At 61.9% G+C, this 23,721-nt stretch carries 20 protein-coding genes; 8 read left to right on the forward strand and 12 right to left on the reverse strand.

Annotated elements, in window-relative coordinates:
- Positions 1-309: 309 nt before the first annotated feature.
- Together A3AI_RS0122265 and A3AI_RS0122270 are read left to right on the forward strand one after the other, a co-directional pair.
- Positions 310-1,722, forward strand: a complete 1,413-nt coding sequence (locus A3AI_RS0122265) for a TAXI family TRAP transporter solute-binding subunit (protein ID WP_024517696.1) — start codon at positions 310-312, stop codon at positions 1,720-1,722.
- A 99-nt stretch (positions 1,723-1,821) separates the two neighbouring features.
- Positions 1,822-3,150 carry a dicarboxylate/amino acid:cation symporter gene (locus A3AI_RS0122270; RefSeq protein WP_024517697.1) on the forward strand — a complete coding sequence of 443 codons (1,329 nt, stop codon included), beginning with the start codon at positions 1,822-1,824 and terminating at the stop codon, positions 3,148-3,150.
- Positions 3,151-3,177: 27 nt separating this feature from the next.
- Here A3AI_RS0122270 and A3AI_RS0122275 read toward each other — a convergent pair whose 3' ends face one another.
- The 3 genes from A3AI_RS0122275 to A3AI_RS47800 form a co-directional block, all read right to left on the reverse strand.
- Complete coding sequence (locus tag A3AI_RS0122275) at positions 3,178-3,453, reverse strand: hypothetical protein (protein ID WP_245286930.1); 276 nt, start codon at positions 3,451-3,453, stop codon at positions 3,178-3,180.
- An 899-nt stretch (positions 3,454-4,352) separates the two neighbouring features.
- Entirely contained in the window at positions 4,353-5,423 is a 1,071-nt protein-coding gene (locus A3AI_RS0122290; protein WP_036049214.1) for a class I SAM-dependent methyltransferase, read from the reverse strand.
- A 129-nt stretch (positions 5,424-5,552) separates the two neighbouring features.
- Entirely contained in the window at positions 5,553-6,101 is a 549-nt protein-coding gene (locus tag A3AI_RS47800) for a hypothetical protein (RefSeq protein ID WP_156927885.1), read from the reverse strand.
- A 12-nt stretch (positions 6,102-6,113) separates the two neighbouring features.
- Between A3AI_RS47800 and A3AI_RS47805 the strand changes: the two genes are divergently transcribed.
- Together A3AI_RS47805 and A3AI_RS0122300 are read left to right on the forward strand one after the other, a co-directional pair.
- Complete coding sequence (locus tag A3AI_RS47805) at positions 6,114-6,731, forward strand: helix-turn-helix transcriptional regulator (RefSeq protein ID WP_156927886.1); 618 nt, start codon at positions 6,114-6,116, stop codon at positions 6,729-6,731.
- A gap of 289 nt (positions 6,732-7,020) precedes the next feature.
- Positions 7,021-8,196, forward strand: coding sequence for an acyltransferase family protein (locus A3AI_RS0122300; protein ID WP_024517702.1), 1,176 nt, complete (start codon positions 7,021-7,023; stop codon positions 8,194-8,196).
- A 404-nt stretch (positions 8,197-8,600) separates the two neighbouring features.
- Here A3AI_RS0122300 and A3AI_RS0122305 read toward each other — a convergent pair whose 3' ends face one another.
- The 3 genes from A3AI_RS0122305 to A3AI_RS0122315 all read right to left on the reverse strand — a co-directional run bounded on the left by A3AI_RS0122305 (position 8,601) and on the right by A3AI_RS0122315 (position 12,148).
- Entirely contained in the window at positions 8,601-10,274 is a 1,674-nt protein-coding gene (locus tag A3AI_RS0122305; protein ID WP_036049143.1) for an arylsulfatase, read from the reverse strand.
- Positions 10,275-10,585: 311 nt separating this feature from the next.
- Positions 10,586-11,479 carry a DUF6537 domain-containing protein gene (locus A3AI_RS0122310; RefSeq protein ID WP_024517704.1) on the reverse strand — a complete coding sequence of 298 codons (894 nt, stop codon included), beginning with the start codon at positions 11,477-11,479 and terminating at the stop codon, positions 10,586-10,588.
- Between the two features lie 3 nt (positions 11,480-11,482).
- Positions 11,483-12,148: a Crp/Fnr family transcriptional regulator gene (locus tag A3AI_RS0122315; RefSeq protein ID WP_024517705.1), complete on the reverse strand. Its 666-nt coding sequence runs from the start codon at positions 12,146-12,148 to the stop codon at positions 11,483-11,485.
- A 386-nt stretch (positions 12,149-12,534) separates the two neighbouring features.
- Here A3AI_RS0122315 and A3AI_RS0122320 point away from each other — a divergent pair, with 386 nt between their 5' ends.
- The 4 genes from A3AI_RS0122320 to A3AI_RS0122335 all read left to right on the forward strand — a co-directional run bounded on the left by A3AI_RS0122320 (position 12,535) and on the right by A3AI_RS0122335 (position 16,116).
- A complete protein-coding gene (locus A3AI_RS0122320; RefSeq protein ID WP_024517706.1) occupies positions 12,535-13,647 on the forward strand; it encodes a cyclic nucleotide-gated ion channel in 1,113 nt (370 codons plus the stop codon).
- The gene (locus tag A3AI_RS0122325) at positions 13,644-14,441 is read left to right on the forward strand and encodes an enoyl-CoA hydratase/isomerase family protein (RefSeq protein WP_024517707.1); all 798 of its coding nucleotides are present in this window, start codon (positions 13,644-13,646) and stop codon (positions 14,439-14,441) included. The genes A3AI_RS0122320 and A3AI_RS0122325 overlap by 4 nt, the downstream gene beginning before the upstream one ends.
- A gap of 163 nt (positions 14,442-14,604) precedes the next feature.
- Positions 14,605-15,348: a LuxR family transcriptional regulator gene (locus A3AI_RS0122330; protein ID WP_024517708.1), complete on the forward strand. Its 744-nt coding sequence runs from the start codon at positions 14,605-14,607 to the stop codon at positions 15,346-15,348.
- Positions 15,349-15,432: 84 nt separating this feature from the next.
- Positions 15,433-16,116 carry an acyl-homoserine-lactone synthase gene (locus A3AI_RS0122335; protein WP_024517709.1) on the forward strand — a complete coding sequence of 228 codons (684 nt, stop codon included), beginning with the start codon at positions 15,433-15,435 and terminating at the stop codon, positions 16,114-16,116.
- A 397-nt stretch (positions 16,117-16,513) separates the two neighbouring features.
- On the opposite strand, the gene A3AI_RS0122345 is transcribed toward A3AI_RS0122335, so the two are convergent.
- The 6 genes from A3AI_RS0122345 to A3AI_RS0122370 are packed head-to-tail and all read right to left on the reverse strand — an operon-like array spanning position 16,514 to position 23,670.
- Positions 16,514-17,233 (reverse strand): nitroreductase, encoded by a 720-nt coding sequence (locus A3AI_RS0122345; RefSeq protein WP_024517710.1) that lies wholly within the window; start codon positions 17,231-17,233, stop codon positions 16,514-16,516.
- Between the two features lie 2 nt (positions 17,234-17,235).
- On the reverse strand, positions 17,236-18,480 hold the full coding sequence (locus A3AI_RS0122350) for an acyl-CoA dehydrogenase (protein WP_024517711.1): 1,245 nt from the start codon (positions 18,478-18,480) through the stop codon (positions 17,236-17,238).
- Positions 18,481-18,522: 42 nt separating this feature from the next.
- Positions 18,523-19,767 (reverse strand): acyl-CoA dehydrogenase, encoded by a 1,245-nt coding sequence (locus A3AI_RS0122355; RefSeq protein WP_024517712.1) that lies wholly within the window; start codon positions 19,765-19,767, stop codon positions 18,523-18,525.
- Positions 19,768-19,791: 24 nt separating this feature from the next.
- Positions 19,792-20,919, reverse strand: coding sequence for an acyl-CoA dehydrogenase family protein (locus A3AI_RS0122360; RefSeq protein WP_024517713.1), 1,128 nt, complete (start codon positions 20,917-20,919; stop codon positions 19,792-19,794).
- Between the two features lie 28 nt (positions 20,920-20,947).
- Positions 20,948-22,822: an AMP-binding protein gene (locus A3AI_RS0122365; RefSeq protein ID WP_024517714.1), complete on the reverse strand. Its 1,875-nt coding sequence runs from the start codon at positions 22,820-22,822 to the stop codon at positions 20,948-20,950.
- Positions 22,823-22,863: 41 nt separating this feature from the next.
- Positions 22,864-23,670: an enoyl-CoA hydratase/isomerase family protein gene (locus A3AI_RS0122370; protein WP_024517715.1), complete on the reverse strand. Its 807-nt coding sequence runs from the start codon at positions 23,668-23,670 to the stop codon at positions 22,864-22,866.
- Positions 23,671-23,721: the final 51 nt, after the last annotated feature.

The raw sequence follows: 23,721 nt of genomic DNA on the forward strand, positions 1-23,721 counted from the left end.
TTCAGCGCGACTTCTTCTTTAAGCCCGGCCACTTCGATCCGTTGTTGACCTTTTATGACACCTCCGGGCCCGGAATGCACCAGCCGGGAACCCGAAAAACGCCAAGTGTGGCCTGACGGTGCCATCTCACCGCGCAATTTGAAATCACTTCGTCGCAGCAAGGTTACCGCGAGGCGGCATTTGCAATCTGCGCGAGGACCGCTATCATTTGCGCCAATATCAAAAATAACCGTTCTTTTTTAGGCAGTTAGCATTTCTCGGGCCGCACCGCGCTTCGAGCGGCAGCAGGTCCGGCCTTCGGGAGAGGCCATGAGCGCTGAGGTCCCAACCGAGCCGCAAGAGCCGCAGCGACCGCAACTTGCCATCACCAACCGCGGCCAGGTGGTGCTGTTCGCGCTGTTGACGCTGATCCTCACCGCTTTCACGGTCTGGGCCGGCCGCGCCTGGGTGAAGAGCTCGGAAACCTTGATCTTCGCCGTCGGCGCCCCCAACAGCGAGGAGGCGCATTTCGCTGAGCGGCTCGCGGCGGTCATGAAGAACACCTCCTCCCGTTTTCGCCTCAAGATTGTAACCAGTACTGACAATGCCAAGGCGCTGTCGCTGTTCGACCGCCGCCTCGCCGACCTTGCGCTGCTCCGTACCGATGCGAAGATTCCGCCACGCGCGCGGGCGCTGGCGATCGTCGAGCACGACCCCATGCTCCTGATCAGCCCCGGCGACAAGAAGATCAAGACACTCGACGATCTCAAGAAAAAGAAGATCGCCGTGCTCGCCGAGGGCGAGAAGAACCTCGCCTTTGTGCGCAACATGCTTGAGGCGCTCGACGCGCATGATGCGGCCTCCCGCGTTCAGCTGGCCCCTGCGGGCTCGACGCTGCAAAAGCTGTTTTCCTCAGGCTATGGCGCGGTGATCGCGATCTTCCATCTGTCCAATGCGATAAAGAACAAGAGCTACGCGCAATACGACAAGCAGGGCAATTTCACCCTGAACGCGATCGACGGGACCAAAGGCCTGGCGCGCAGGATCCCGGGGATCAGCGACGAGACGATCGAGGCCGGCACGCTGTCCTCGGCGCCGGAAATTCCCGAGGACGATCTCGACACCGTCGGCCTCGAATGGCTGCTGGTCGCACAGGCGCACATGTCGGGCACCACCGCCGGCGACCTCGCCCGCATCATCTATGAAAACAAGTCGGAACTCGCGCTCGACGACGGGTTCGGCTCCAGGATCGAGCCTGCGGTGACCGACAAGGATGCCTTCGTGATGGCCCATCCGGGCGCCCGCGACTACATCAATGACGATACCAAGTCATTCATGGATCGCTACAGCGACATGATGTATCTCGGCGCCGGCGCGCTGTCCGTGATCGGCTCGGTCTTCGCGGCGATCTACTCCCAAATTACCCGTGTCTCGCCGGCAAAGGCCGGCGCGCTTGCCACCGCCATCCTCACCATCGGCGAGAAGGTCGAGCACGCCCATTGTCTCGACGACCTCGAACTGCTGCAGGAAGAACTGGAAAAAATCCTGCGCGGCGCGGTGATCGGATTGCGCGACGGCACCATCAGTGGCGACGGTCTGGAGACGTTCAAGCTCGGCTATGAATTCGTGCGCGACGAGATCGCGATGCGGCGGGACTACCTGCAGCGGCATGCCGAATGTAATGCGCTGGACGTGGCACTGCTCGATGCACCGGGCAAGCCGAGCAAGGAAGCCGCGGAATAGCGGCGGTCTCCCCCGAGCGTGCGCGATTGTGATTGCCCGCCCTGCGCAGAAGCCCCATGATGGCTGCAGACACATGATATGCCATCCGAGACCCCCCAAATGACCCCCGTCGCGATCCAGCCGGCCAGCCGGCACCCCCATCAGCCCTGGTACCGGATCCTCTACGTCCAGGTCCTGATCGCGATCGCGCTCGGGGTGCTCATCGGCCATTTCTACCCCGATCTCGGCAAGCAATTAAAGCCGCTCGGCGACGGCTTCATCGCGCTGATCAAGATGATGATCGCGCCGGTCATCTTCTGCACCGTCGTGCACGGCATCTCCTCGATGGGCGACCTCAAGCGGGTCGGCCGGGTCGGGCTGAAGGCGCTGATCTATTTCGAAACTGTCTCGACGGTGGCGCTCGCGGTCGGCCTTCTCGTCGGCAGGACGCTGCAGCCGGGGCGCGGCTTCAACATCGATCCCTCGACGATCGATGCGAAGTCGGTTGCGAGCTACGTGACACAAGCCAAGCAGGAGGGCATCGTCTCCCATCTGATGGCGATCATTCCCGACAGCTATCTGGGCGCGATCGCGCGCGGTGACGTCCTGCAGGTGCTGCTGATCTCGATCCTGTCGGGCTTTGCCATCTCCTACCTCGGCAAGGCGGGCGAGCCGATCTCCGACGCCGTCGACAAGGCTGCCAAGATGTTCTTCGGCATCATCCGCATCATCGTACGGGCCGCGCCGCTCGGCGCATTCGGCGCGATGGCGTTTACGGTCGGCGCCTACGGGCTCGGCTCGCTCGTCAACCTCGCCGCGCTGATCGGCACGTTCTATCTGACCAGCCTCCTGTTCGTGCTGATCGTACTGGGATCGATCGCGCGGCTCGCCGGCTTCTCGATCATCCGCTTCATCGCCTACATCAAGGATGAGCTGCTGATCGTGCTCGGCACGTCTTCTTCCGAGACGGTGCTGCCGCAGATCATGCAGAAGATGGAGCATCTCGGCGCTTCGCGCTCGGTGGTCGGCCTCGTGGTGCCGACCGGCTACAGCTTCAATCTCGACGGCACCAACATCTACATGACGCTGGCGACCCTGTTCCTGGCGCAGGCGACAAACACCGAGCTCACGATCTGGCAGGAACTCGGCATCCTAGGTGTCGCCATGATCACCTCGAAGGGTGCCTCGGGCGTGACCGGCGCCGGCTTCATCACGCTGGCGGCAACGCTCTCCATCGTCCCCGACATTCCGATCCAGTCGATCGCGATCCTGGTCGGCATCGACAAGTTCATGAGCGAGTGCCGCGCGCTGACCAACCTGGTCGGCAACGGCGTCGCCTGCGTCGTGATTTCGCTCTCCGAAGGCGAGCTCGACAAGGCCGCGCTGCACGAGACGATGGCGCATCCGCTCGAAATCGGCGAGGCGCTGGAGCCGGGCGGCGCCGCGTGAGCGCTGGTCCAGCGCACGCTCGGACCGTCAGCCGCCGTTCTTGAGAGCGCGCTTGACCTTTTGCACGGGCCAGCGTTCACCCGCGGCGATGACCCGAACCGTCACACCATTGCCGATTAGCGCATGCGTGCTGATCTCGTCGTTGTTGGCAACGACGACGAGATCGGTCTCGGGTTTCCAGTCAAGCGTCAGGTCGATATCACCGGGAAAAATCTGCCACCGGGAGCCATCCTCCAATTCCACGATATGGCTTTCGGAATGGGATCGGATTTTCATCAGCTGTCCTCCGCGCTTGGTCGGCAACGGTCGAACCTGATCCGCCGTGGCATTACGCTTGCGGACAGGCTCTCTCCAGCAAACGCCGTTGCAGCTTGAGGGACTTTTTTCGCGTCGCCCCGTTCCGCATAGCCTTGTTCCGTGTAGCCTTGTTCCGTGCAGCTTCGGCCGCCGCGCCAGCCTTGGTTCCGCTCCCCGATTCGGTCTTCCGCCGTGCTTTGGACGGTGTCTGACGGATCGGCTGCTGCTGCCAGCCGCGTTGCGGCTGGATCGTCATCGGGCCTGTGATTGTCCTGACCATTCGTGTTGTCTTGATCGCTTGTCTCAGCTTTTGCAGGCGCAGCGACCGCACGCTCGCGAGCAGCCGCCGTGGCTTGCAAATTCGGAAGGTTCAACCGTGCGAAGCACGCGTTGTGACCCTCGCATCTATAATGCTTGAAAAATGAAGGGGTTCCGCTCGATATAGCTGGCAGCGCCGACGTCGCGAAACGGTCACGCTGAAAGTGTCTGCTCGTAAAGGCAATGGCGACTTCTGAAAACCAGGCGGAAGCCGTCCGACTGCTCCGAGCATTGCGGCTTTTTGCCCATCGCCGAACAACCGCCATTTGATGGAGATACCGGCGCCATGCACCACCTTTTCCTCGCCATCACCTTTGCCGGTGTCGTCGTACTTGTCTTCGCGTCCCTGGTGGCCTTGGAGAGGGTGATAGGGTGATCGCTACGCGGCGATTGATTAAGCGGCCCCTGTCGGATCGGACGACAGGGACCGCCTGCGGCGGGGGNGGGAGGGGGGCGCTACCGCCGCCACTCAACATAAGGCGGACAAGGAGGCCCTGTCCGTGGGCCAGTTCACACTTTGCGTCGCCCGGCTTGCGAGCCGAAAGGCCACAGGCTTTCACTCACGCTCGCAGCGAACCGGGTCTTTCCTAAGGTCTTGCTTCAAGGATCATGTTGAATGGTGTTTCTGTCGCGCGCCGCACGGATCTGAATCCGCCTGACATGATCGTCTCTCGCAGCCTTTTCTCGCCGGCCTGCGCGCCAAGTCCCGCGCCGACTTCCTGCGCCAGCGACGTCGGCAGGCAGATCATGGTCGAGCCTGCATAGTACAGGCGTCCAACCGGATTGAGGTTCTGCTCCAGCGTGTCGCCTGCCATGGGCTCGACGATCATCCAGCTACCGTCCGGCTTGAGAGACTGCCGGATGTGACCACTGGCGCCGGCCGGGTCGCCCATATCATGCAGACAATCGAAACAGGTCACGAGATCGAAGTCCTTGCCCGGATAGTCCTTCGCCAGACCAACCTCGAAACGCGTGTTGGCCGAGACGCCGTGTTCCTTGGCATGCGCCCGCGCGTCTTCGATCGAGGATGGATGGAAGTCGTATCCGATGAACGTCGACTTCGGAAACGCCTTGGCCATCAAGACGGTCGACCAGCCATGACCGCAACCGACATCGGCAACCTTGGCTCCGCGTTCGAGCTTTTCGACCACGCCGTCGAGAGCCGGCAGCCACTGCTGCACGAGAAAGTTCTGGTATCCCGGCCTGAAGAAACGCGCCACCGCGCAGAACATGCAACCGGTTTGATCGCCCCAAGCCACGCCCTGGCCGGATTTGAAGGCCGCCTGCACCTTCGGCTGGTTGTCCAGAAGGGCCGTCATCAGGTCGAAGCCGCCCATCATGTAGACTGGGCTTTCCTGGTTGACGAACACCATCGCCTGCTCGGGTGGCAGCGAGAATGTGTCCGTTTTCGCATCGTAGGCCAGATAATTGGATGCCGCCTGGTGGGACAGCCATTCGCGCAGATACCGCTCGTGCACCTTGGCGGCTTTGGCGAGCTGGGCACAGGTCATGGGGCCTTTGGCATGAAGCGTTTCATAGAGGCCAAGCGAGCCGCCTAGCCGCACCATGGCAACGCTCGATGCGCCGCCGAGATCGCCGAGCATCTGGCCGATGAAAATATTGAGCTTTCCCTCGTCAATCATTGTTGATCTCCGCATGAAGCCAATTGTTTGTTTGAAATCGCGGGCAAACGAAGCACGCGAAACGGTACAATGACGCTCCGCCGTCGGCATCAGCCAAACGGCTGACGCGCAAAAAAGCCGCTTTCCGTCTGTTCGATTAAAGGCTTAGGATCGATTTTGCAGCGAGCGGTTTGGGCAAGTCCTTCGGCTTGTCATCAAGCGATATTGCAACGGCGAGCATTGCAAATGATCAGCGAACGCAGATTTACTGCGCTCATCGCAGCTATTTACGACGCCGGCACGGACTTTCGGTGCTGGCCGAAAGCGATGCGCCCCATGGCGCAGGCGTTCAACGCGCCCGCCGTCGTGATGAGCTGCAACAGCCCGCATCTGGACGAAGTCTTCGCGATCGCGCCCCAGGTCGATCCGGCTCAGAATGAGCGTTACGCTGCCTACTATCACCGCATCAATCCGATCGCGAAACATGTGCTGTCCTCGCCGGTCGGCGCCGTCAGAACAGATACGATGATGATCCCGCGGTCCGAATTTGCCCGGACGGAGTTCTTCAACGATTTTCTCCTGCCGCAAAACCTCGGTTCGATGCTCGGCGCCGTCGCTCACATCGAGCGCACGCGGCAGTTCAACGTGGTCATCCAGCGAGGACGTCAGTTCGACCGCGAGGAGGTCGCCCTCTACCAGCGTCTTGCGCCACATCTCCGGCGCGCCGTGCAACTCAACGTCAAGCTGGAATTGCTCGACTTGCGATGCGCGGCCTCCACCGAAATGCTTCATCAGCTTGATAAGGGCACCGTTCTTGTCGACGCCTCGGCGCGCGTTCTGTTCGCAAACCGGGAGGCCGAGCGCTTGATGCGAGCAGGCGGCGCCCTGCGGATCGTGAACGGCACGATGCGCGCCCGATCCGCATCCGATACCGCAAGGCTGCACGCGTCCATTGCCGGCTGCGCCCGGCGGGAGAGCGGAAGCGAGGATGGCAGCTTGCTCATGATGAGCCGCGGTCCAAATCGATCGCCGATCACCGTGTCGGTTCTGCCCTTCCGCCGGCAAGAGCCGTTTCTGCTGTCACAGCGCCCGGCCGCGATCATATTCACGTCCGATCCCGATCAGGCATCGGAGCCGACCGCGGCTCGGATAAAGCTGCGTTACGGCCTGACGCGAGCGGAAACCGCCTTTGCCCTCGAGATCAGCAAGGGCGACGGCGTCCAGCGCTGCGCCGACCGGCTGGGCATTTCCCGCTCGACGGCGCGCACGCACCTGTTGCACATCTTCAGAAAGACCGACACCAGCCGACAGGCGGAACTGGTGCGGCTGTTCTCGCGGGCTTGAGGGCTCATGCGGAGCGGCCTCTGGCAGCGCATGAGGCGGTTATTTCCCGCAGCAACGGAATCTGCAGCATGATCTCCGGCGCTTCGGAAAGCCGTTGGCAGGACCGGGCGTCTCCGCAAGATTTGAAGAACAAGCAAAATCAGCCCTCGCCGCGTCGTTTTGCACTACGACCGATCACCCCGGCGACCACGTCGCCTGAATACAACAGTTGCAGAATAATTAGATTGCTGTTGAGCAGTTCCGCTTATCAAGGGTTGCAGTGTTTCTAGGTGTTTCCTAGTGTTTCCTGATGTTTCTAAGTGTGCCAGCACAATCGGGGGAAGGCGTGATTTTGGCGCGTGGCAAGCTCGACGCGCTTACGTCGGTGCGGTTCTTCTTCGCAATGATGGTGGTTGTCGGCCACTTTACGGGCCAATTCGCCGCTGAGTTCGGGACATTGCCCGGATTTGTCTACAACATGGCTCCATTGGCCGTTTCTTGGTTCTTCGTCCTCAGCGGCTTCATTATCGCCTACAACTACCCTGAACTCTCGACCAATAAACAGCGCAGGGATTTTCTTATTCTGAGAGTGGCTCGGTTGTGGCCCGTCCACGTCGTAGTCCTAACGGCTGCGATTTCATTCTTGTACGTCACAAATAATGGCTATCTTCTACGTCACGAAGACTGGCTATTTTTTCATTACACGCTCACACAAACGTGGACCATGAACGCGGACATAGCCAACGGCTACAATGGTCCCTCATGGAGCGTCTCGAATGAGCTTTTCTTTTACATAGCCTACATCGGTATGCTGGCTCCCAGGCGCTGGTTGAGAATATTCGTCGTCGTCGTTCCTATCGTTGTCGGTGCGGCCCTGCCAATCGCCCATGGTTGTTTTCTCCCGGCCGATAGTGCCGGAAGCACTGCAGGCAGCCCGCATTGCAACCTCTTGGTCTTTCAGTTCCCGCCAGCACGATTGATTGAGTTCGTCTCGGGTGTCGTCATCTATCGTATGAAGCTTCGCATACCTCAATCGATCGGGCTGGCGGCGGCGACGGCGGTCTTTGGTTGCTTCATTCCGCCCATCCCCGGGATCGGGAACGACCCGCTTGCCTTGACGGCAGTGCGGGAAATCCTGCTCATCGTGGGCGGGGGCGCGCTGATAGCATCGCTCGCAAGGGATGGCTGGCTGTCCCGTTTGCTCAGTTTCCGTCCGTTCGTGATCGGCGGAGAAATCAGCTACTCCATCTACATGACGCACCAAGTCGTGATCCTTGGCATATTGTCACATGTTCACGGACTGGATCTGTCACTCACGTTCTTATTCATTTTGACAATCACGATCACCTCTTCGGCCTTCCTCTTCTATTTTGTTGAAGCTCCCGTCCGGGACGCCGTTAAGCTGAGGCTAAAAACAAGGGCGTCCGCAACGCAAGGCCGCACCCAACGGGCAGCTGAGACAGATCACGTTCTGGAAGCGTATTGACTGCTTGAAACCCGCTGATGATTAGCGCCAATTTCTGCACGATTATTTGGTGAATTGTATTCGCAGCGGTGACGGCATCCAGCGCTGCGCCGACCGGTTGCGCATTTCCCGCTCGACGGCGCGCACGCACCTGTTGCACATCTTCAGAAGGACCGACACCAGCCGACAGGCCGAACTGGTGCGGCACGCCTCGTTGCGAACGCATCCGCCCGGCGCGAGTGTTGGCCTGTTGCCCGCGACAGTGCGCAACAACTGCGAGGCTCTGGCCGAGTGGACGATAAAGCGGACATACTGTCACAAAAGCGTGGCAGCGAGCCGTTCCGTGAAGCCGACCCGCTGCCCGCCACTGGATATAATTCGCCAGCCATTAGCTTGGCGCTACGCAAGTCATTTAGTCAGCGATATTACCCACCGCTGCCCTTGATGTTCGGCAGGTGTTTCATGTCCAGCAACGGCACCGGATTCTCTGGGTGTTGCAGATCGGGTCTCCAATCGTTCGAGGCGCCGCCCGGAGACCGCTTGATGCTTGGATACTCGGCAATCGATTTGTTGAACTCCATCACGACCGGCATGATAAGTGCCAAGGCCCAGCCGTTGTCCTGTCCGGCGTACTTGCCCGGCGACTGTGTTGGCATACGCGCCGACATCGCGCCGTTGAATACCATGTCATATTTCTCGAATGGGTCCATTGTGAGATTGTAAAGCGCACCGATCGCACCGAGGTTCTGCTCCGGCCCGAGCCAAGTATCTTTGGCCGTCCAAAGGTACTTCCACGCGATGCTGAGATCGGGGTTGGTTGGATCACCGGCGACATCCGCGCGTGCTCCCATGAAGTTTTCGCCGTCGATGTAAATCCACGACCTTCGAGCTGAGTGCTTGGCGCGACCGAGAACGTACTCGCTGTTGTCGATGCTATCAAAGTAGATTGGCTTGCCGTTGTTGTCGGTCCATCCACCGTGCGGCGGCGGGGTCAGGCCGACCATCTTGGCGAGCGTCGCCCAGCAGTCGATGTGCGACATCATTTCATCGTACGTCGCGCCAGTTGGAATGTGTCCGGGCCACCACATCAGGCCCGGGACGCGCCAACCGCCTTCAAATGCCGAGCCTTTTTCGCCGCGGAAGGGTGTGGTGCCTGCGTCGGGATATGCATCCTGCCACGCACCATTGTCCGCCGTCACGATGACAATCGTGTTCGGCGCCTCCGCGCGGATCGTGTCCATGATGCGCCCGATGTCGTCATCGAGTTCGAGCAAAGAGTCCGAGTAATCGCCCAACCGAGATTTCCCAGCGAACTTTGCCGCGGCGTTGGTCGGGTTATGCATCTTCATGAAATTCACGTCCATGAAGAAAGGCTTGGCATCTTTGGCGTGTTTCTTGATGTAGTCGATTGCGTAATCGGATTGACGGACGTCGAAGTCGGCAAGGCGGTCGTAGGTGATGTACTCACCTCTCTTCGCCGGTTGTCCTGCAACTCCCTCCCAGTCGTACATGTTCACGATGTCAAAATATGCTTTCGCGATTTCTGGGTTGTACGAGGGAAACCAAGGATGAAACCATTTCGAGGTGTCGGCGTAGGTGTAAACCCCCGGATAATATGCCGCGAACGCCTTCATCTCATCGAAGCCATGCTCGATTGGATAGGACTCGGGCTTGTCACCGAGATGCCACTTGCCAGAGAAGTAAGTCGAATAGCCGTTCTTCTGGAAATACTCGGCGATTGTCGGCGTCTCCTTCTTTAACGCATTTTCGTCACCTGGAGCGACCACGATCGAGAGCGCCGAACGGATCGGAATACGCCCAGTAATGAACGAGGCTCGGCCTGCCGTGCAGCTTGCTTGGCCGTACCAATTGGTGAATGTTGCACCTTCCTTGGCAATCCGATCGATGTTGGGAGTTGGGTGGCCCAGAGCTGCGCCACCACCCGAATAGGCCCCGAAATCATTCCAACCCGTGTCGTCAGTCATCAACATGACGACATTTGGTCGCTTCTGCTCTTGCGCGGATGCCGGTAGGTTCGTCGCTGCCATAGCGGCGACGCCCGCCAGCAGGCCACGCCATAATAGGTGTCCAATTTTCATCGGTCGGTTCCTCCGATTGGTCTTGCAGGTCTGAAGTGCAGCCCAAAGGGACGGTTCCCGCTATGCGATTTCGGCATATGGCTCGCGAGCGCGAGCCGCACCGCGGGTGGGGCCGCTCCACAAAGCAAATCCATTCAACGAGCGTGCACCGGCACGCCGTGCCGCAACATTTTCTCGAAGCCAGTGTGAATTCTAAATGGTCCCTTTGGCTTGGTGCGCCCGGTGCCAATCGGAGGTGTCGGAGTTTGCCTCTTGACTTCGCCGCCTCGTTCTATGGTTTCAGTTCAGCATCGAGGGGCGTATCGCAATCGTCACGCTGCATCGTCGGCGGCGGCCTGCGCCCGTGCGCGGATCTCCGCGATCGCGCGCTTCAGCGCGATCTGGCGCGCGTCGGGCATGATGGCGGCGCGGGCTTCTGCAATTGCTCCTGCGAGATCGGTCAGCGGCAGGTCGCCGTCGAAGGTCGGTTTAGCCAGGCCATCGATGATCGCGTGCCAGTCGGCAAGGCCGCGCCGATAGGGATCGCCAAAGCCCCGCATCATGGTCGCGGTCTCGACCACCGCAGGGACCGCCTGCGGCTGCTTCACCAGAGCGCGCGCGATCATGTGCAGCCAGCGCTCCACCCAGACCCGCTCCTGGGCGTAGCGGATGGAGAACAGCCGCCAGCGGCGCAGCCAGGCCTCGATCTTGAGGCGGCGAATGCCCCAGCGGTTCACGGTGGAGAACGGGATCGCGACGCGCCGGTGCTCCGAGCCGAGCTTGCCGAGCACCATCAGGATTGGATTGGCGGCAATCTCCGGCAACGCGTCGACCAGTTCGTCGAAACGGAAGCGATGGATTTCGGTCGACCGGATGCGCCCATCGGATGCGTTGTACGCGGCCAGCTTGAGCTGGGCGACGCGGATCGCGTCCTCATAGGCCATGCGCCTGGCCATCAGCCGCGCGATGTCGCAGAAGATGGCGGCCTCGACGCCCTGGCGGCCGATGAAGCGTTGCAGACGCTCGACATAGAGGCTGGCGTAGCTTGCGCCCTGGTAATCCATCAGCAGATGGATGCCCTCGCTGACGACCGCCTCCGCCCCCTCGGGCAGCCCGAGCGGCAGCAACGGTGGCGTGGTGTCCTCTTCGTCGAGAAAATCGGCGAACAGGTACCGCAGCGAAGACAGGATGCCGTCGTCCGATGCGCTCGTCTCCCGCATTCTCATTGCTTACGCCGTCTCCGCCGCGACTTCCGGCGGCGTCTGCTCGGCGAGCCGCTGCTCCAGCCGGCCGATATTCTCGAACAGGCGCGCGGTGAAGAGCTTGAGGAAATAGAAGCCGAAGGCCGGGTTCTGCACATAGAGCTGCTCGACCTGGTTGTAGCTGACGGACAGGATCAGCCCGTCCTCGACGCATTCCAGCGACTGGGTGCGCAGGTTCGACGGCGACAGCATGCCGAACTCGCCGACGATGGCGCCGATCGGCAGCACGATGCCGGATTCGACCAGGCGGTAGCGGCCGCTGACGATGTAGTACATCGCATCCGCCTTCTCGTCCTTGTAGAACAGCATCTCGCCGGCCTTGCACTTGCGCTCGGTCGTGAAGGGCTTCAGCCAGTCCATCGACAGATTGGAGGAGACGCTCCGCTTCACGTCGCGCACCAGCTGCAGCATCTGGTGCAGCCGGTAGGAGTTGAGCAGCAGCGCAACCGTCTGCACCAGGATGACCAGGTAGTTGTGGTTGGGTACGGCAGTCCCGATCAGCACGAAATTGGTCAGGATCGCGAAGACGCGCAGCGGGATCATGGTCTTCATCGATAGCGTGGCGACCACAAAGACCGAGGCGAACAGGGTGCCGGCGGTGCCTACATGCTCGGCGAGATGAGAAGTATCCATCGGGACCAACCAGACTTGTGAATAGAGACGTGTTTGGGAATAGAGACGTGGCGTTCGGCGGGCCGGAAGCACAAAGGGACCCGCGAACGCTTCTGATATACGGCGAAAAGGCGACGTTTGTCCGCCGTTTGGACCATTTCCGCAAAATTTCCCGTATCCTTGCGGGAGTTAACCGTGCCAGCGAATTCACGACCGCGGCGGGGAGAGGCCAAACCCTGCAATGGTATAGCTTCCGGCAAGCCCTGCAGCGAGGGTGCGGCGTTGACGCCCCCGCCCCATCGGAGCACCTTGGTGGTATCTGCCCGGCCAGATTTGATAAAAGCTTTTTCCTTTGTAAAACCTTGGCAAGATCGCCGATTTTTGGTTTCCGCAAGGCGCGTTTTCCGATGACCAAGCAAGCCGCTTTCCCGGGCGTGGCGCAATTTGTGACGGCAACCGCCGGCCGCAACATGACCACGGCGGCCCATGTCGCCGTGGTGATCGGCGCGGTCATGATCTTCCTGCTCACCATCGACCCGGCCTATGCCGCGGCCCGGCACTGGATCGAGGGCGTGCTGTGGGGTTGCCTCGCCTTCTTTGCCTTCGAATGGCTGGTCCGCCTCCGCCACTCCGTCAGAACCCGGCGGGACTTTGGCTATGTCTTCTCGGGCCGCGGCCTGGTCGACGCGGCCTGCGCGCTCGTGGTGCCGGTCGCGCTGCTCTCCGGCGTCGCGCCGCGAACGGCATGGCTGTTTGCAGTGGTATGGCTGGTCAAGGTCATTCCGGGCATTCCGGGCTTGCGGCAATTGCGCCGGGTACTGGTGCTGGAAGCCGGCCCGCTGCTCAGCGTGCTGGTGCTGTTCCTGATGGTCTGGTTCGTGGGCTCGGTCCTGATGTATTTCCTGGAGCGGGATGCCCAGCCGCAAAGCTTCAGCAACCTGCCGTCGGCGATGTGGTGGGCCGTGGTGACGCTGACGACGACCGGCTATGGCGACGCGGTTCCCATCACGCCGCTCGGGCGGCTGGTCGCGGCCGTGGTGATGATCTGCGGACTCGGCGTGTTCGGTCTGTGGACCGGCATCCTCGCCACCGCCTTTGCCACCGAGACGCGGCGCGACAATTTCCTTCGCACCTGGGAGTCCGTGACCAAGGTGCCGTTCTTTGCCGAGCTCGGCCCCGCCGCGATCGCCGACGTCACCCATATGCTGCGCACCATCGACCTGCCGCCGCGCGTCGTGATCATCCGCAAGGGCCAGCAGGGCGATTGCATGTATTTCATCGCCTCCGGCGAGGTCGAGGTCGACCTGCCGGGCAAGAAGGTGCGGCTCGGGGAAGGCGCCTTCTTCGGCGAGATGGCGCTGCTCGGCAACAATCTGCGCTCGGCCAACATCATGACCACACGGCTGTCGAAACTGCTGGTGCTTGACCTCGCCGATTTCCGCCTGTTGATGGCACGGCATCCCGATCTCGCCCAAACCATCGACGCCGAGGCCAAGCGCCGCACTTTGGAGAATCAATGAGCAAGCCACAATCTGCCCGCGAACCGGAGGCGGCGAGTCCGCCGCTGCTCGAACGCAACGGCGCCCGCGCCACCATCCGCCTCAACCGGCCGCGCCATCTCAACCGCCTGCAACCCGAGGATCTCGATCAGCTGCTCAAACTCTTTGCGGAGATCGAAGCCGATGCTGCGATCCGCGTCGTGGTGCTGACGGGAACCGGCCGCGCCTTCAGCGCCGGCTACGACCTCGGCTCGATCGCAGACCGCGCGGCGAATGCCCAGGAGCAGGTCGCCGGCTCGACATTCGAGGTCGTGGTGAACCGGCTGGAGGATCTCGGGCTGCCGACCATCTGCCGTCTCAATGGCGGGGTGTATGGCGGCTCGACCGATCTCGCGCTCGCCTGCGACTTCCGCATTGGAACCGAGGCCTGCGAGATGTTCATGCCGGCGGCACGGCTCGGCCTGCACTATTACACCAGCGGCATCAGGCGCTACGTGTCGCGGCTCGGCGTCGACAATGCCAAGCGGCTGTTTCTGACCGCCGAAAGGATCGATGCCACCGAGATGTTGCGGATCGGCTACCTCACCGCGCTGGTCGCGCCTGATACGCTGGATGCGGAGGTCGACCGGCTGGCCACGCAGCTGTCCGGCAACGCCCCGATCGCGATGCGCGGCATGAAACGGACCATCAACGAGCTCGCGCGTGGCGCGCTTGACGAGAAGGCCGCTGACCGACGCGCCCGCGACAGCATGCATGGCGATGAGATCAAGGAAGGCGTCAAGGCATTCGCGGAAAAGCGTCCGCCAAGGTTCTGAAGCGTTCAACATTTTGCGACGAAAAGACGCAACGCGCGCGCAAGCCCCGGAGACGCTCGCGCATTGCCATCTTCGCGATTGGGAATTATGCGGCGAGCACGCTGTTTGCGATTGACTCAAGGTTGTCTCGGACTAGCCTGATCGCGGGGCGGGAGACTTGGACATGCAGGGGATTGAATCCATTTGGGGCAGACGCGCGCTTGATTTCGTCGATGCGATCGAGGCGTCAGCCACGAGTGCGAGCGTCATCTCGCAATTCGAAAAGACGATCGGCGATCTCGGCTTTCACGCCTACATCATGGCAGGCATTCCGGAACCGGGACAGACGCTGGCGCAGGTGACCGTCGCCAATGGCTGGCCGGCCCAATGGTTCGAGCTCTACAACCGCGAGAATCTGAGCGCAGTCGATCCCGTGCCGCGCCACTGCTTCAACACGCTGAACCCGTTCGAGTGGAAAGACGTGCCCTATGACCATGAGCGCAATGCCGCGGCTCACGACGTCATGACCCGCGCGCGCGACTTCCGCTTCCATGAAGGCTTCTGCATCCCGATCCACTACGATGATGCCACCGGCGCCGTCAGCATGGCCGGCGAGCGGCCCTATCTCGATCCCGAGACCAAGAGCGCGCTGCATCTGATGAGCGTGTTCACCCATGGCCGCCTGCGCGCGCTGGCGCGGTCGGCGCCCCCGGTCGCGCCGGCGCAGAGCCGGCGCCTCTCGGAGACCGAGGCGGAGGTGCTGCGCTGGGCCGCGCGCGGCAAGACCGCCTGGGAGACCAGCCAGATCCTCGGCATCTCCGAGCGCAACGTGCGCTGGCACCTCGAAGAGGCGCAGCGCAAGCTGAAGGCCCCGAACAAGACCGCGACCGTCGCGCGCGTTCTTGTCAATCGGGAAATCGTGATCTGAACTGGGAATTCTTCCAGTGGATCAAATCCAATACGCTGGCATGTTCGCCGTCTGGTTGAATCAGCAACCGGACGGGAGAGACAAATGCCCGAGATACATGTTGTGCGGAAGGATAACCGGCGTCTCTATGAGAGTTATTTCGATCCCTACTTCCGGTTGCGCCACGACATCTACGTCAAGCAGCGCAAATGGATGGCGCTGGACCGGCCCGACGGGCGGGAGATCGACCAGTTCGACACCGAAGAGGCGGTCTATCTGTTCGCCATCGACGGCGGCCGGCTGATCGGCGCGATGCGCGCCGTGCCCACGCTGTCGCCGACCCTGATGAGCGACATCTTCCCCTATCTCAACCTGCGCGGCCTGGTCCGGCGCCCCGACATCTACGAGCTGTCGCGGGTCTTCGTCATTCCGGAGCGCCGTGGCGAGCATGCCGGACCGCGCGTCGAGATGCTGCTTCTGACCGCCATCATGGAATACGGCATCTCGATCGGGCTCACCGCCTTCACCATCGTGCTGGAATCCTGGTGGCTGCCCCGCTTCGAGCGCATCGGCTGGAAGGCCCATCCGCTCGGGCTGCCGCACCAGATGGACGGCATGTCGGTGCTCGCGGTGCTGGTCGATTGCGACGAGGCGACCTGGAAATCGCTGTGCGGCCAGATCGGCATATCGGGGCCGACGCTGACTTGGCGCGGGCTCTCCGACCTTAGTCGGAGGGCTCTACCGGCGCTCTCTGTTCCTCCTCCAGCAGCCGCTCAGCAAACGCGATGAGCTCCTCACGGTGCCGCTTGCTCCGAAGAGCAAGAAAGCTCCTCATGAGCCGAAGTCCGAAAGCCGTCGTCTCGTCGGCTTTCAATGCGGCTAGCTTGGGCGGCATCGGGATGCGACTCGCTGCTCATCTTCCGGGTTTATAGCCGTGACCGAACCTTCGCTCGACAGAATCATTGCGCAGCTGCAATTATGCATCGTGGATGCGAGGGCTTTGCAACTCAAGATGTTGGAACGGCTTTTGTCAATAGCGTTGCTGGAAGCCTATGAGACCCGGGAGAGGTCCGAAAAGTCCCGCGAGCACTGATGTTGAGCGCCCCGGCACCATAGAACCGGATGCGCCATGCATCGCGGATGCGTTGCTGCATTAAAACTTGGCAACAATTCTCGTCGGAGAACTCTACTCGTCAAAGAATCTGGCCGTATCGGCCAACGCGGCGCGGCTGGTGCGGTAGCTGTTGGCCTTGTGCGCGCGGTCCGGATAGCCGAACGAGATCCCGCAGACTACGCGGCGGTCGTCGGAAAGACCAAAATGCGCCCGCACCACGTCGGAGTGGAAGGCGAGCGCGGCCTGCGGGATGGTGGCAACGCCGAGCGCCTGCGCCGCCAGCATGAAGCTCGTGACGTAGCCGCCACAGTCGATGGCGCCGTAGACGCCGAGTGCCTCGTCGGTGTGCACGATGGCGACATGCGGCGCACCGAAGAAGTTGAAATTCTGCAGCGCCTGCCTGGCGTAGCCCGCCTTGTCGCCGCGGGGAATGCCGAGCGAGTTATAGAGCTGAAAGCCGCTCTCGCGCCGCCGCTCCAGATAGACACCGCGATATTCGCGGGGAAACGGGAAGTCGCCCGCGTTCGGCCTGCCGCTCGAGGCGGCCGCATACATCGCCTCGCGGAACCTCTCGGTCGCCGCGCCTGAGGTGATCTCGAGCCGCCAGGGCTGGCTGTTGCACCAGGATGCGGTCTTCTGCGCAGCGGTCAGAATACGCTCGATGGTGACGCGCGGAACCGGCTTCGACAGGAAGCCGCGGCAGGAGAAGCGCTCGGCGAGCAGTTCCTCGAGCACCCCAATCCGGTCCTGGGCGCTGGGCCGGCCGCCGGACGTCTCGGTTGCTGCGTCCATTGTCATCGTCCCTTGGTCGGAATCTTATTGAACGGCACGTCCTTATCGACGCGGATATCGCCGGGCAATCCAAGCACGCGCTCGGCGATGATGTTACGCAGGATCTCGTCGGTGCCGCCCGCAATGCGCGTCGACGGCGACGAGAGCAGCATCTGCTGGAACTGGCCGGCAGCTTCCGCCACGTTCGGATCGTTGAGAACGCCGGCAGCCCCCTCCAGGTCCATCGCATAAGTCGCGATGTCCTGCAGCATGGTGCCAGCCACGAGCTTGCCGATTGAATTCTCCGGTCCCGGACGCTCACCCTTCGATAGCGCCGAGATGGCGCGGTAGCTCGTGTATTTCAGCCCGCTGTTCCGCACCGCCCAACTGGCGAGCTTCGAGCGGGTCGCCGAATCATCGATCGCAAGCCCGTCCTCGGTCATCAGGCTGCTGCAGAAATCGAAAATTTCAGAGAAGCCGGTGGCGAGCCGCGCACCGATCGACATGCGCTCGTTCATCAATGTTGTAAGCGACACGTTCCAGCCGTCGCCGACGGCGCCCAGCCGCTGCGAGTCTTGCACGCGCAGGTCGGTGAAGAACACCTCGTTGAACTCCTGCATGCCGTTGGCCTGCTTGATCGGCTTCACCTCGACGCCCGGGCTTTTCATGTTGATGTAGAACATGGTCAACCCCTTGTGCTTGGGCACGTTGGGGTCGGTGCGGGTGATCAGGATGCCGTAGTCGGAATAGTGCGCGCCGGAGGTCCAGATCTTCTGGCCGTTGATGACCCATTCGTCGCCTTTCTTCTCGGCACGTGTGCGCAGGCCCGCGACATCGGAGCCGCCGGCCGGCTCGGAGAAGAGCTGGCACCAGATCTCCTCGCCGGAGGCGAGCTTGGGCAGATAGCGCCGCTTGTCGGCCTCGGAGCCGTAGGCCATCACGGTTGGGCCACACATGCCCTCGCCGATCTGGAACGGCTGCGTCAGCTTGCCGTAGACGCCCTCCTCCTGCTGCCAGATCACGCGCTCGACCGGTGAGGCGCCGCGGCCACCATAGTCCTTCGGCCAGTGCAGGCAGGCCCATCCGGCGTCCGACTTCTTCTTCTGCCAGCGCTTTGCGACGTCGACGATGTCATGCTTCTGCAGCCTGATGCGACCGAGCGAGGATTTCGACAGCTCGGCCTCAAGCTCCTTCGGCGCGTTGGCGTCGATCCATTTGCGGGCCTCGGCGCGGAAAGCGGCTTCCTGCGGGGTATCATCGAAGTTCATGGCGGACCTCGTTATGTCTGGGTCGTTTACAGGACGGCGGCATCACGCTCGTCCCTTGGTCGGTATCTGGTTGAACGGCAAATCCTTGTCGACACGGACGTCGCCGGGCAATCCGAGCACGCGCTCGGCGATGATGTTGCGCATGATCTCGTCGGTGCCGCCCTCGACGCGGGTGCCGGGCGCGCGCAAGAGCATGGCCTGGAATTTTCCGGCGAGCTCGGCTTCCGGTCCGTTCAGGACGCCGGCCGCACCTTCGAGATCGAGCGCGAACATCGCAACCTCCTGGATCATCGCGCCCGCGACCAGCTTGCCGATGGAATTCTCCGGCCCCGGACGCTCGCCCTTCGACAGCGCAGAAATGGCGCGGAGGCTGGTGTATTTGAGCCCGCTCGCCCTCACCGCCCAGTTCGCAAGCTTCGAGCGCACATTGCGGTCATCGATGGCGAGGCCGTCCTCGAGCATTAAATTGTTGCAGAACTCGAACAATTCGGGGAAGCCGGTGGCAACGCCGGCGCCGATCGACATGCGCTCGTTCATAAGTGTGGTCAGCGCAACATTCCAGCCGTCATTAACATTGCCGAGCCGCTGCGCGTCCGGAATTTTGACGTCGCTGAAATACACCTCGTTGAAGTCCGATTGCCCGCTGGCCTGCTTGATCGGTCGCACTTCGACACCCGGACTCTTCATGTCCAGGAAGAACATGGTGAGCCCCTTGTGCTTGGGCGCGGTCGGGTCGGTGCGGGTGAGCAGGATGCCGTAGTCGGAATAATGCGCCCCGGAGGTCCAGATCTTCTGGCCGTTGACGATCCAGTCGTCGCCGCGTTTCTCGGCACGGGTGCGCAGGCCCGCGACGTCGGAGCCGGCGGAAGGTTCGGAGAACAGCTGGCACCAGACGTTCTCGCCTGAGGCGAGCGGCGGCAGATAATGGCGCTTCTGTTCTTCGCTGGCGAACGCCATCATGGTCGGCCCGCACATGCCGTGGCCGATGATGAACATCGCCGAGAGCTTGCCGAACGCGCCCTCCTCCTGCTGCCAGATCACGCGTTCGATTGGCGAAGAGCCGCGGCCGCCATAATCCTTCGGCCAGTGCAGGCAGGCCCAGCCGGCATCGGCCTTCTTCTTCTGCCAGGCCTTTGCGACTTCAAGGACATTGGCGCCCTCAAGCCGCGTCCGGCCGAGCGAGGATTTGCGCAGTTCATCTTCATATTGCTTGGGCGCATTCGCTGTGATCCAGGCGCGTGCTTCGGCTCGGAAGGCGGCTTCCTGCGGGGTGTCTTCGAAGTTCATGATGAACCTCTCTCCTCTGTCAGCTCAAGCCGCGTTCTTCTTGCGCATACGATCGATCAACTGATCTTCCCAATAGGACAGGCTGCCCAGCCCCAGCGCGGTCGCATTGGCGCGGCGATAGAACATGTGGCAGTCGAACTCCCAGGTAAATCCCATGCCGCCGTGAACCTGGATGTTGTTCTTGGCACAATGCTGGAACGCCTGGGTTGCGCTGATGCGTGCGGCGGCCGCGGCTTCCGGCAATTCCGACGAATTGGTCGAAAGCGCCCAGGCGCCGTAATAGGAGTTGGAGCGCGCCAAGGTCGCCGAGACATACATGTCGGCGAGCATGTGCTTGACCGCCTGGAACGAGCCGATCGGACGGCCGAAAGCGATGCGGTCGAGCGCATAGTCGCGGCCCATCTCCAGGGCGCGGTCGGAGCCGCCGACCTGCTCGAACGCCATGAGCACCGCGGCGCGGTCGAGCACCTGGGTGAGGATGCTCCAACCATCGCCCACGCGGCCGAGCGGCTCGGCCTTGGCATTCTTGAAGGTGATTTCGGCCTGTCCGCGTGTCGGATCGATGTTGGAGAGCGCCTTGGTCTCAACGCCTTCGCCCTTGAGCTCGGCGAGATAAAGCGAAATGTCGCTATCGCGACCACCACTACCGGTCCGCGCCACGACGATGGCGAAATCAGCGATCGCGCCGTCAGCGACAGGCATCTTCACGCCAGTGAGCGCATTGCCGGAAGCGGCGAGCTTGACCGCCTGCGGTGACGGATTGCCCTTGCCCTCGAACAGCGCGAGCGTGCCGATCGCCTCGCCCTTCGCGATCTTCGGCAGCCATTTCTGCTTCTGCACGTCGCTGCCGGCGATCAAGAGCGCCTCGGCGGCGAGATAAACGGTCGAGGAGAACGGCACCGGCGCAAGCGCGCGGCCCATCTCCTCGGCAATCACGCAAAGCTCGAGGTGTCCTGCGCCGGCACCACCATAATTTTCCGGGATCGCTACGCCGAGAAAACCCATCTCGGCGAGGCCTTGCCACAGCTCGCGGTCATACGACGCCTTGCCGTCGAGCACTGCGCGCACGGCCTTCGGGGAGCATTTTTCGGTGAGGAATTTGCGCGCTTCGTCGCGGAGCTGTTTCTGTTCGTCAGAGAAGTCGAAATTCATGGGATGTCACTCGCCTTGGCTATTCGGTCTAGTTCAGGATGATCACGTCTTCGTCCGGCGAGGCGGCATAGAGCCGCTCGACCAGCACGGCGCGGCGCTCAAGGCCAGCGCGTTGATTGATGTAGCCCTTGTCGGTGAGCTCGTTGCCATCGATCGAGGGCGGCTCGACCATCAGCAGCGCACGCGAGATCTTGCGGCTGCTCGCCCCGTCCACCGCCTTGTTGTGCGCATCGAGCCCCTGCCTGACGCAGGCGATCACGTCAGGATGTTTCACCACTTCTTCAAAAGAAGCATCCGCATTGCCCACGATCTGCCGGCAGGCGTGCAGGTTCGGCCAGGCCAACAGGCCGACAAAGGGAAGGTCTTGCCCTGCCACCAACGCATCATGGATCGCGGGAGACGCCGCAGCGATCGCATCGGTGCGAAGCGAGCCGACATGCACGAACGTTCCGGTGGTGAGCTTGAAATCCTCGACTACGCGACCGGCGAAGATGATGCCGGCCACCGGATCGGCCGGATCGACGAACAGGCCGGCATCGCCGATGCAATAGAAGCCTTCCTCATCGAACATCTTCTTGGTCAGCTCGGGCTGGCCGAAATAGCCTGATGTGACGTTGACCCCGCGCAGCCGCAATTCATATTTCGAGCCGCACGGTACCATCTTCAATTCCACACCGGGGAACGGCAGACCGATCAGGCCGACGCGCTCGGTGTCCCAATAGGTGCCGGTCGAGGTCGGCGCGGTCTCGGTCGATCCCCAGCCGGTATAGAACACGATGCGCTGACCGGTGGTGCGTACCGCAAGTGCTTGCATGCGATCGTAGAGATCATCCGGCAGGCGTGCCCCGCCATAGGCCATCACGATCAGGTTCTTGAAGAAGCTGCGGCAAAGAACCTCGTCCTTCTCCATTGCGGAAGCCAACGCGGCATAACCGGCAGGCACGTTCGCGTAATAGGTGGGCGAAATCTCGCGAAGATTTTTGATCGTCTCGTCGAACTGCCCCGGGATGGGCCGGCCGTCATCGATATAAAGCGTACCGCCGTCGACAAGCACCGGATGGAAAGCCGCATTGCCGCCCATGGTGTGGTTCCAGGGCATCCAGTCCAGGACGGTCGAAACCGGTCCATCAGCGTCGCGCGGCCGCACCTGCATCATCATCGCCGCGTTCGCGCACATCATCTCCTGGGTGTTGATGACAGCCTTGGGCATGCCGGTCGAGCCCGACGTGAACAAGAGCTTTCCGATGGTTTGCGGCGTGATCCTGGCAATCGATTCCTCGACTGCGCCTGTCACCGGCGTTGCCGCGAGTTCCGCAAATGCGACGCTTGTGATGCCCTCGCAGGGCCGCGCAACGTGGACAACGGTGACGCCGTCAAGATCGAGCGCCTTGAGCGCCTTCTCGAAAGTCGGCCCGTCCTGCACCATCACCACGGCAGGTTTGATCAGGCCGAACAGATATTTCAGCTTCTGGTGATCATGGCTCATCAGCGAATAGGCCGGAGAGACCGGTGCCACCGGCAGCCGCGCCTGCATCGCTGCCTGCGTCATCAGCGCGTGCTCGATCGAATTGCCTGAGAGGATCGCAACGGGACGCCCTTCGTCCAGGCCCAGATTGAGCAGCCCTTGCGTCAGGGAATCGACAACGCGCTTGGCTTCACCATAGGAGACCTTACGCCACTCCCGCTTCTCCCCTGTGCGCTGCGCGAGCCAGATGCGCTCGGGTGCTTCCTTCGCCCATTTCGCAAGCGACGCCGGAATATGCTTCTCATAGCCCTGGAGAGGAATTCGCGGCTTCAGCACGACCACGCCGTCAGCGCGCCGCTCCACCGCGATGTCGCGCGGCAGCCAGTCGACCTTGCGAAAGCCGGCTTTCTCGAGCACCGCAGCTGCACTCCCAACCATATTGCGTCTCCCGAAATATTCGCCCTTTGCGGACGTTGTACTTATCGATTTTTATAGACTGGCTTTCGCTTCTCAATAAAGGCCCGGATGCCTTCGTTGAAATCATCCGAGCGGCTGCAGAGCACCTGGTTGCGATCTTCCATCGCAATCGCAGCTTCGAGCGAGGTCGCATCCACGCTCATGTTGAGGCATTCCTTGGAGAGCCGGAGGCCGATCGGCGAAGCAATCATCATCGCCTCGACATAGGGCTCTGCGGCAGCATCAAGGCTGTCCTCCTCGACGACCTCGGAGACAAGGCCAACGGCGAGCGCGCGATCGGCGCCGATAAAGCGGCCGGTGAGGATCAGTTCGGACGCAACTGAGACGCCGACCAGGCGCGGGAGGAAATAGCTGGTACCGATGTCGCAGCCGCCGAGGCCAAGCTTGATGAAGGCGCAGTTCATCCGCGCGGATTTCGCAGCGATGCGAATATCGGACGCGAGCGCCAGCGCAAAACCGCCGCCGGCGGCCGCACCCTGCACCAGCGCGATGATCGGCTGCGGACAGCGCCGCATCAGCATCACGATGTCGGCGATGCATCGCTGCGAATCGAGCGACTCCGTGACCCCTGGCGGCTCCTGCTGCCCGGCGCGACGCGCCATCGCCTGCTTGAGGTCGAGGCCGGCGCAGAAATTCTTGCCCGCGCCCTTGAGCACCACCACGCGCGTCGTGCGATTGCGCTGCAAGCCCTGGAAATAGCCGTTGAGTGCATCGATCAGGCTGGCATCGAGCGCATTGAGGCTCTCCGGGCGATTGAGTGTCACCCGGTCGACGCCGTCATGGTGCTCGATTCTGAGCGGTTCGGTCACGCAAGTCTCCTCCCTCACCGTCGTCCCGGCCTGGTGCGCAGTTGCGCGGGG

This window comes from Bradyrhizobium sp. Tv2a-2 (genome assembly GCF_000472425.1).
Lineage (GTDB): Bacteria > Pseudomonadota > Alphaproteobacteria > Rhizobiales > Xanthobacteraceae > Bradyrhizobium.

What these genes read in the sequence shown, in the direction of transcription:
- A3AI_RS47800 (WP_156927885.1), bottom strand. Translation starts at nt 6,101, where the DNA reads ATGTGGCGCAAGACGCTGGTAGAGGGCGACCTCCTCGCGGTCGAACTG.
- A3AI_RS0122345 (WP_024517710.1), bottom strand. Translation starts at nt 17,233, where the DNA reads ATGGACGCAGCAACCGAGACGTCCGGCGGCCGGCCCAGCGCCCAGGAC.
- A3AI_RS0122300 (WP_024517702.1), top strand. Translation starts at nt 7,021, where the DNA reads ATGTTTCTAAGTGTGCCAGCACAATCGGGGGAAGGCGTGATTTTGGCG.
- A3AI_RS0122315 (WP_024517705.1), bottom strand. Translation starts at nt 12,148, where the DNA reads ATGGATACTTCTCATCTCGCCGAGCATGTAGGCACCGCCGGCACCCTG.
- A3AI_RS0122325 (WP_024517707.1), top strand. Translation starts at nt 13,644, where the DNA reads ATGAGCAAGCCACAATCTGCCCGCGAACCGGAGGCGGCGAGTCCGCCG.
- A3AI_RS0122270 (WP_024517697.1), top strand. Translation starts at nt 1,822, where the DNA reads ATGACCCCCGTCGCGATCCAGCCGGCCAGCCGGCACCCCCATCAGCCC.
- A3AI_RS0122350 (WP_024517711.1), bottom strand. Translation starts at nt 18,480, where the DNA reads ATGAACTTCGATGATACCCCGCAGGAAGCCGCTTTCCGCGCCGAGGCC.
- A3AI_RS0122330 (WP_024517708.1), top strand. Translation starts at nt 14,605, where the DNA reads ATGCAGGGGATTGAATCCATTTGGGGCAGACGCGCGCTTGATTTCGTC.
- A3AI_RS0122265 (WP_024517696.1), top strand. Translation starts at nt 310, where the DNA reads ATGAGCGCTGAGGTCCCAACCGAGCCGCAAGAGCCGCAGCGACCGCAA.
- A3AI_RS0122310 (WP_024517704.1), bottom strand. Translation starts at nt 11,479, where the DNA reads ATGAGAATGCGGGAGACGAGCGCATCGGACGACGGCATCCTGTCTTCG.
- A3AI_RS0122355 (WP_024517712.1), bottom strand. Translation starts at nt 19,767, where the DNA reads ATGAACTTCGAAGACACCCCGCAGGAAGCCGCCTTCCGAGCCGAAGCA.
- A3AI_RS0122305 (WP_036049143.1), bottom strand. Translation starts at nt 10,274, where the DNA reads ATGAAAATTGGACACCTATTATGGCGTGGCCTGCTGGCGGGCGTCGCC.
- A3AI_RS0122320 (WP_024517706.1), top strand. Translation starts at nt 12,535, where the DNA reads ATGACCAAGCAAGCCGCTTTCCCGGGCGTGGCGCAATTTGTGACGGCA.
- A3AI_RS0122290 (WP_036049214.1), bottom strand. Translation starts at nt 5,423, where the DNA reads ATGCGGAGATCAACAATGATTGACGAGGGAAAGCTCAATATTTTCATC.
- A3AI_RS0122360 (WP_024517713.1), bottom strand. Translation starts at nt 20,919, where the DNA reads ATGAATTTCGACTTCTCTGACGAACAGAAACAGCTCCGCGACGAAGCG.
- A3AI_RS0122365 (WP_024517714.1), bottom strand. Translation starts at nt 22,822, where the DNA reads ATGGTTGGGAGTGCAGCTGCGGTGCTCGAGAAAGCCGGCTTTCGCAAG.
- A3AI_RS0122335 (WP_024517709.1), top strand. Translation starts at nt 15,433, where the DNA reads ATGCCCGAGATACATGTTGTGCGGAAGGATAACCGGCGTCTCTATGAG.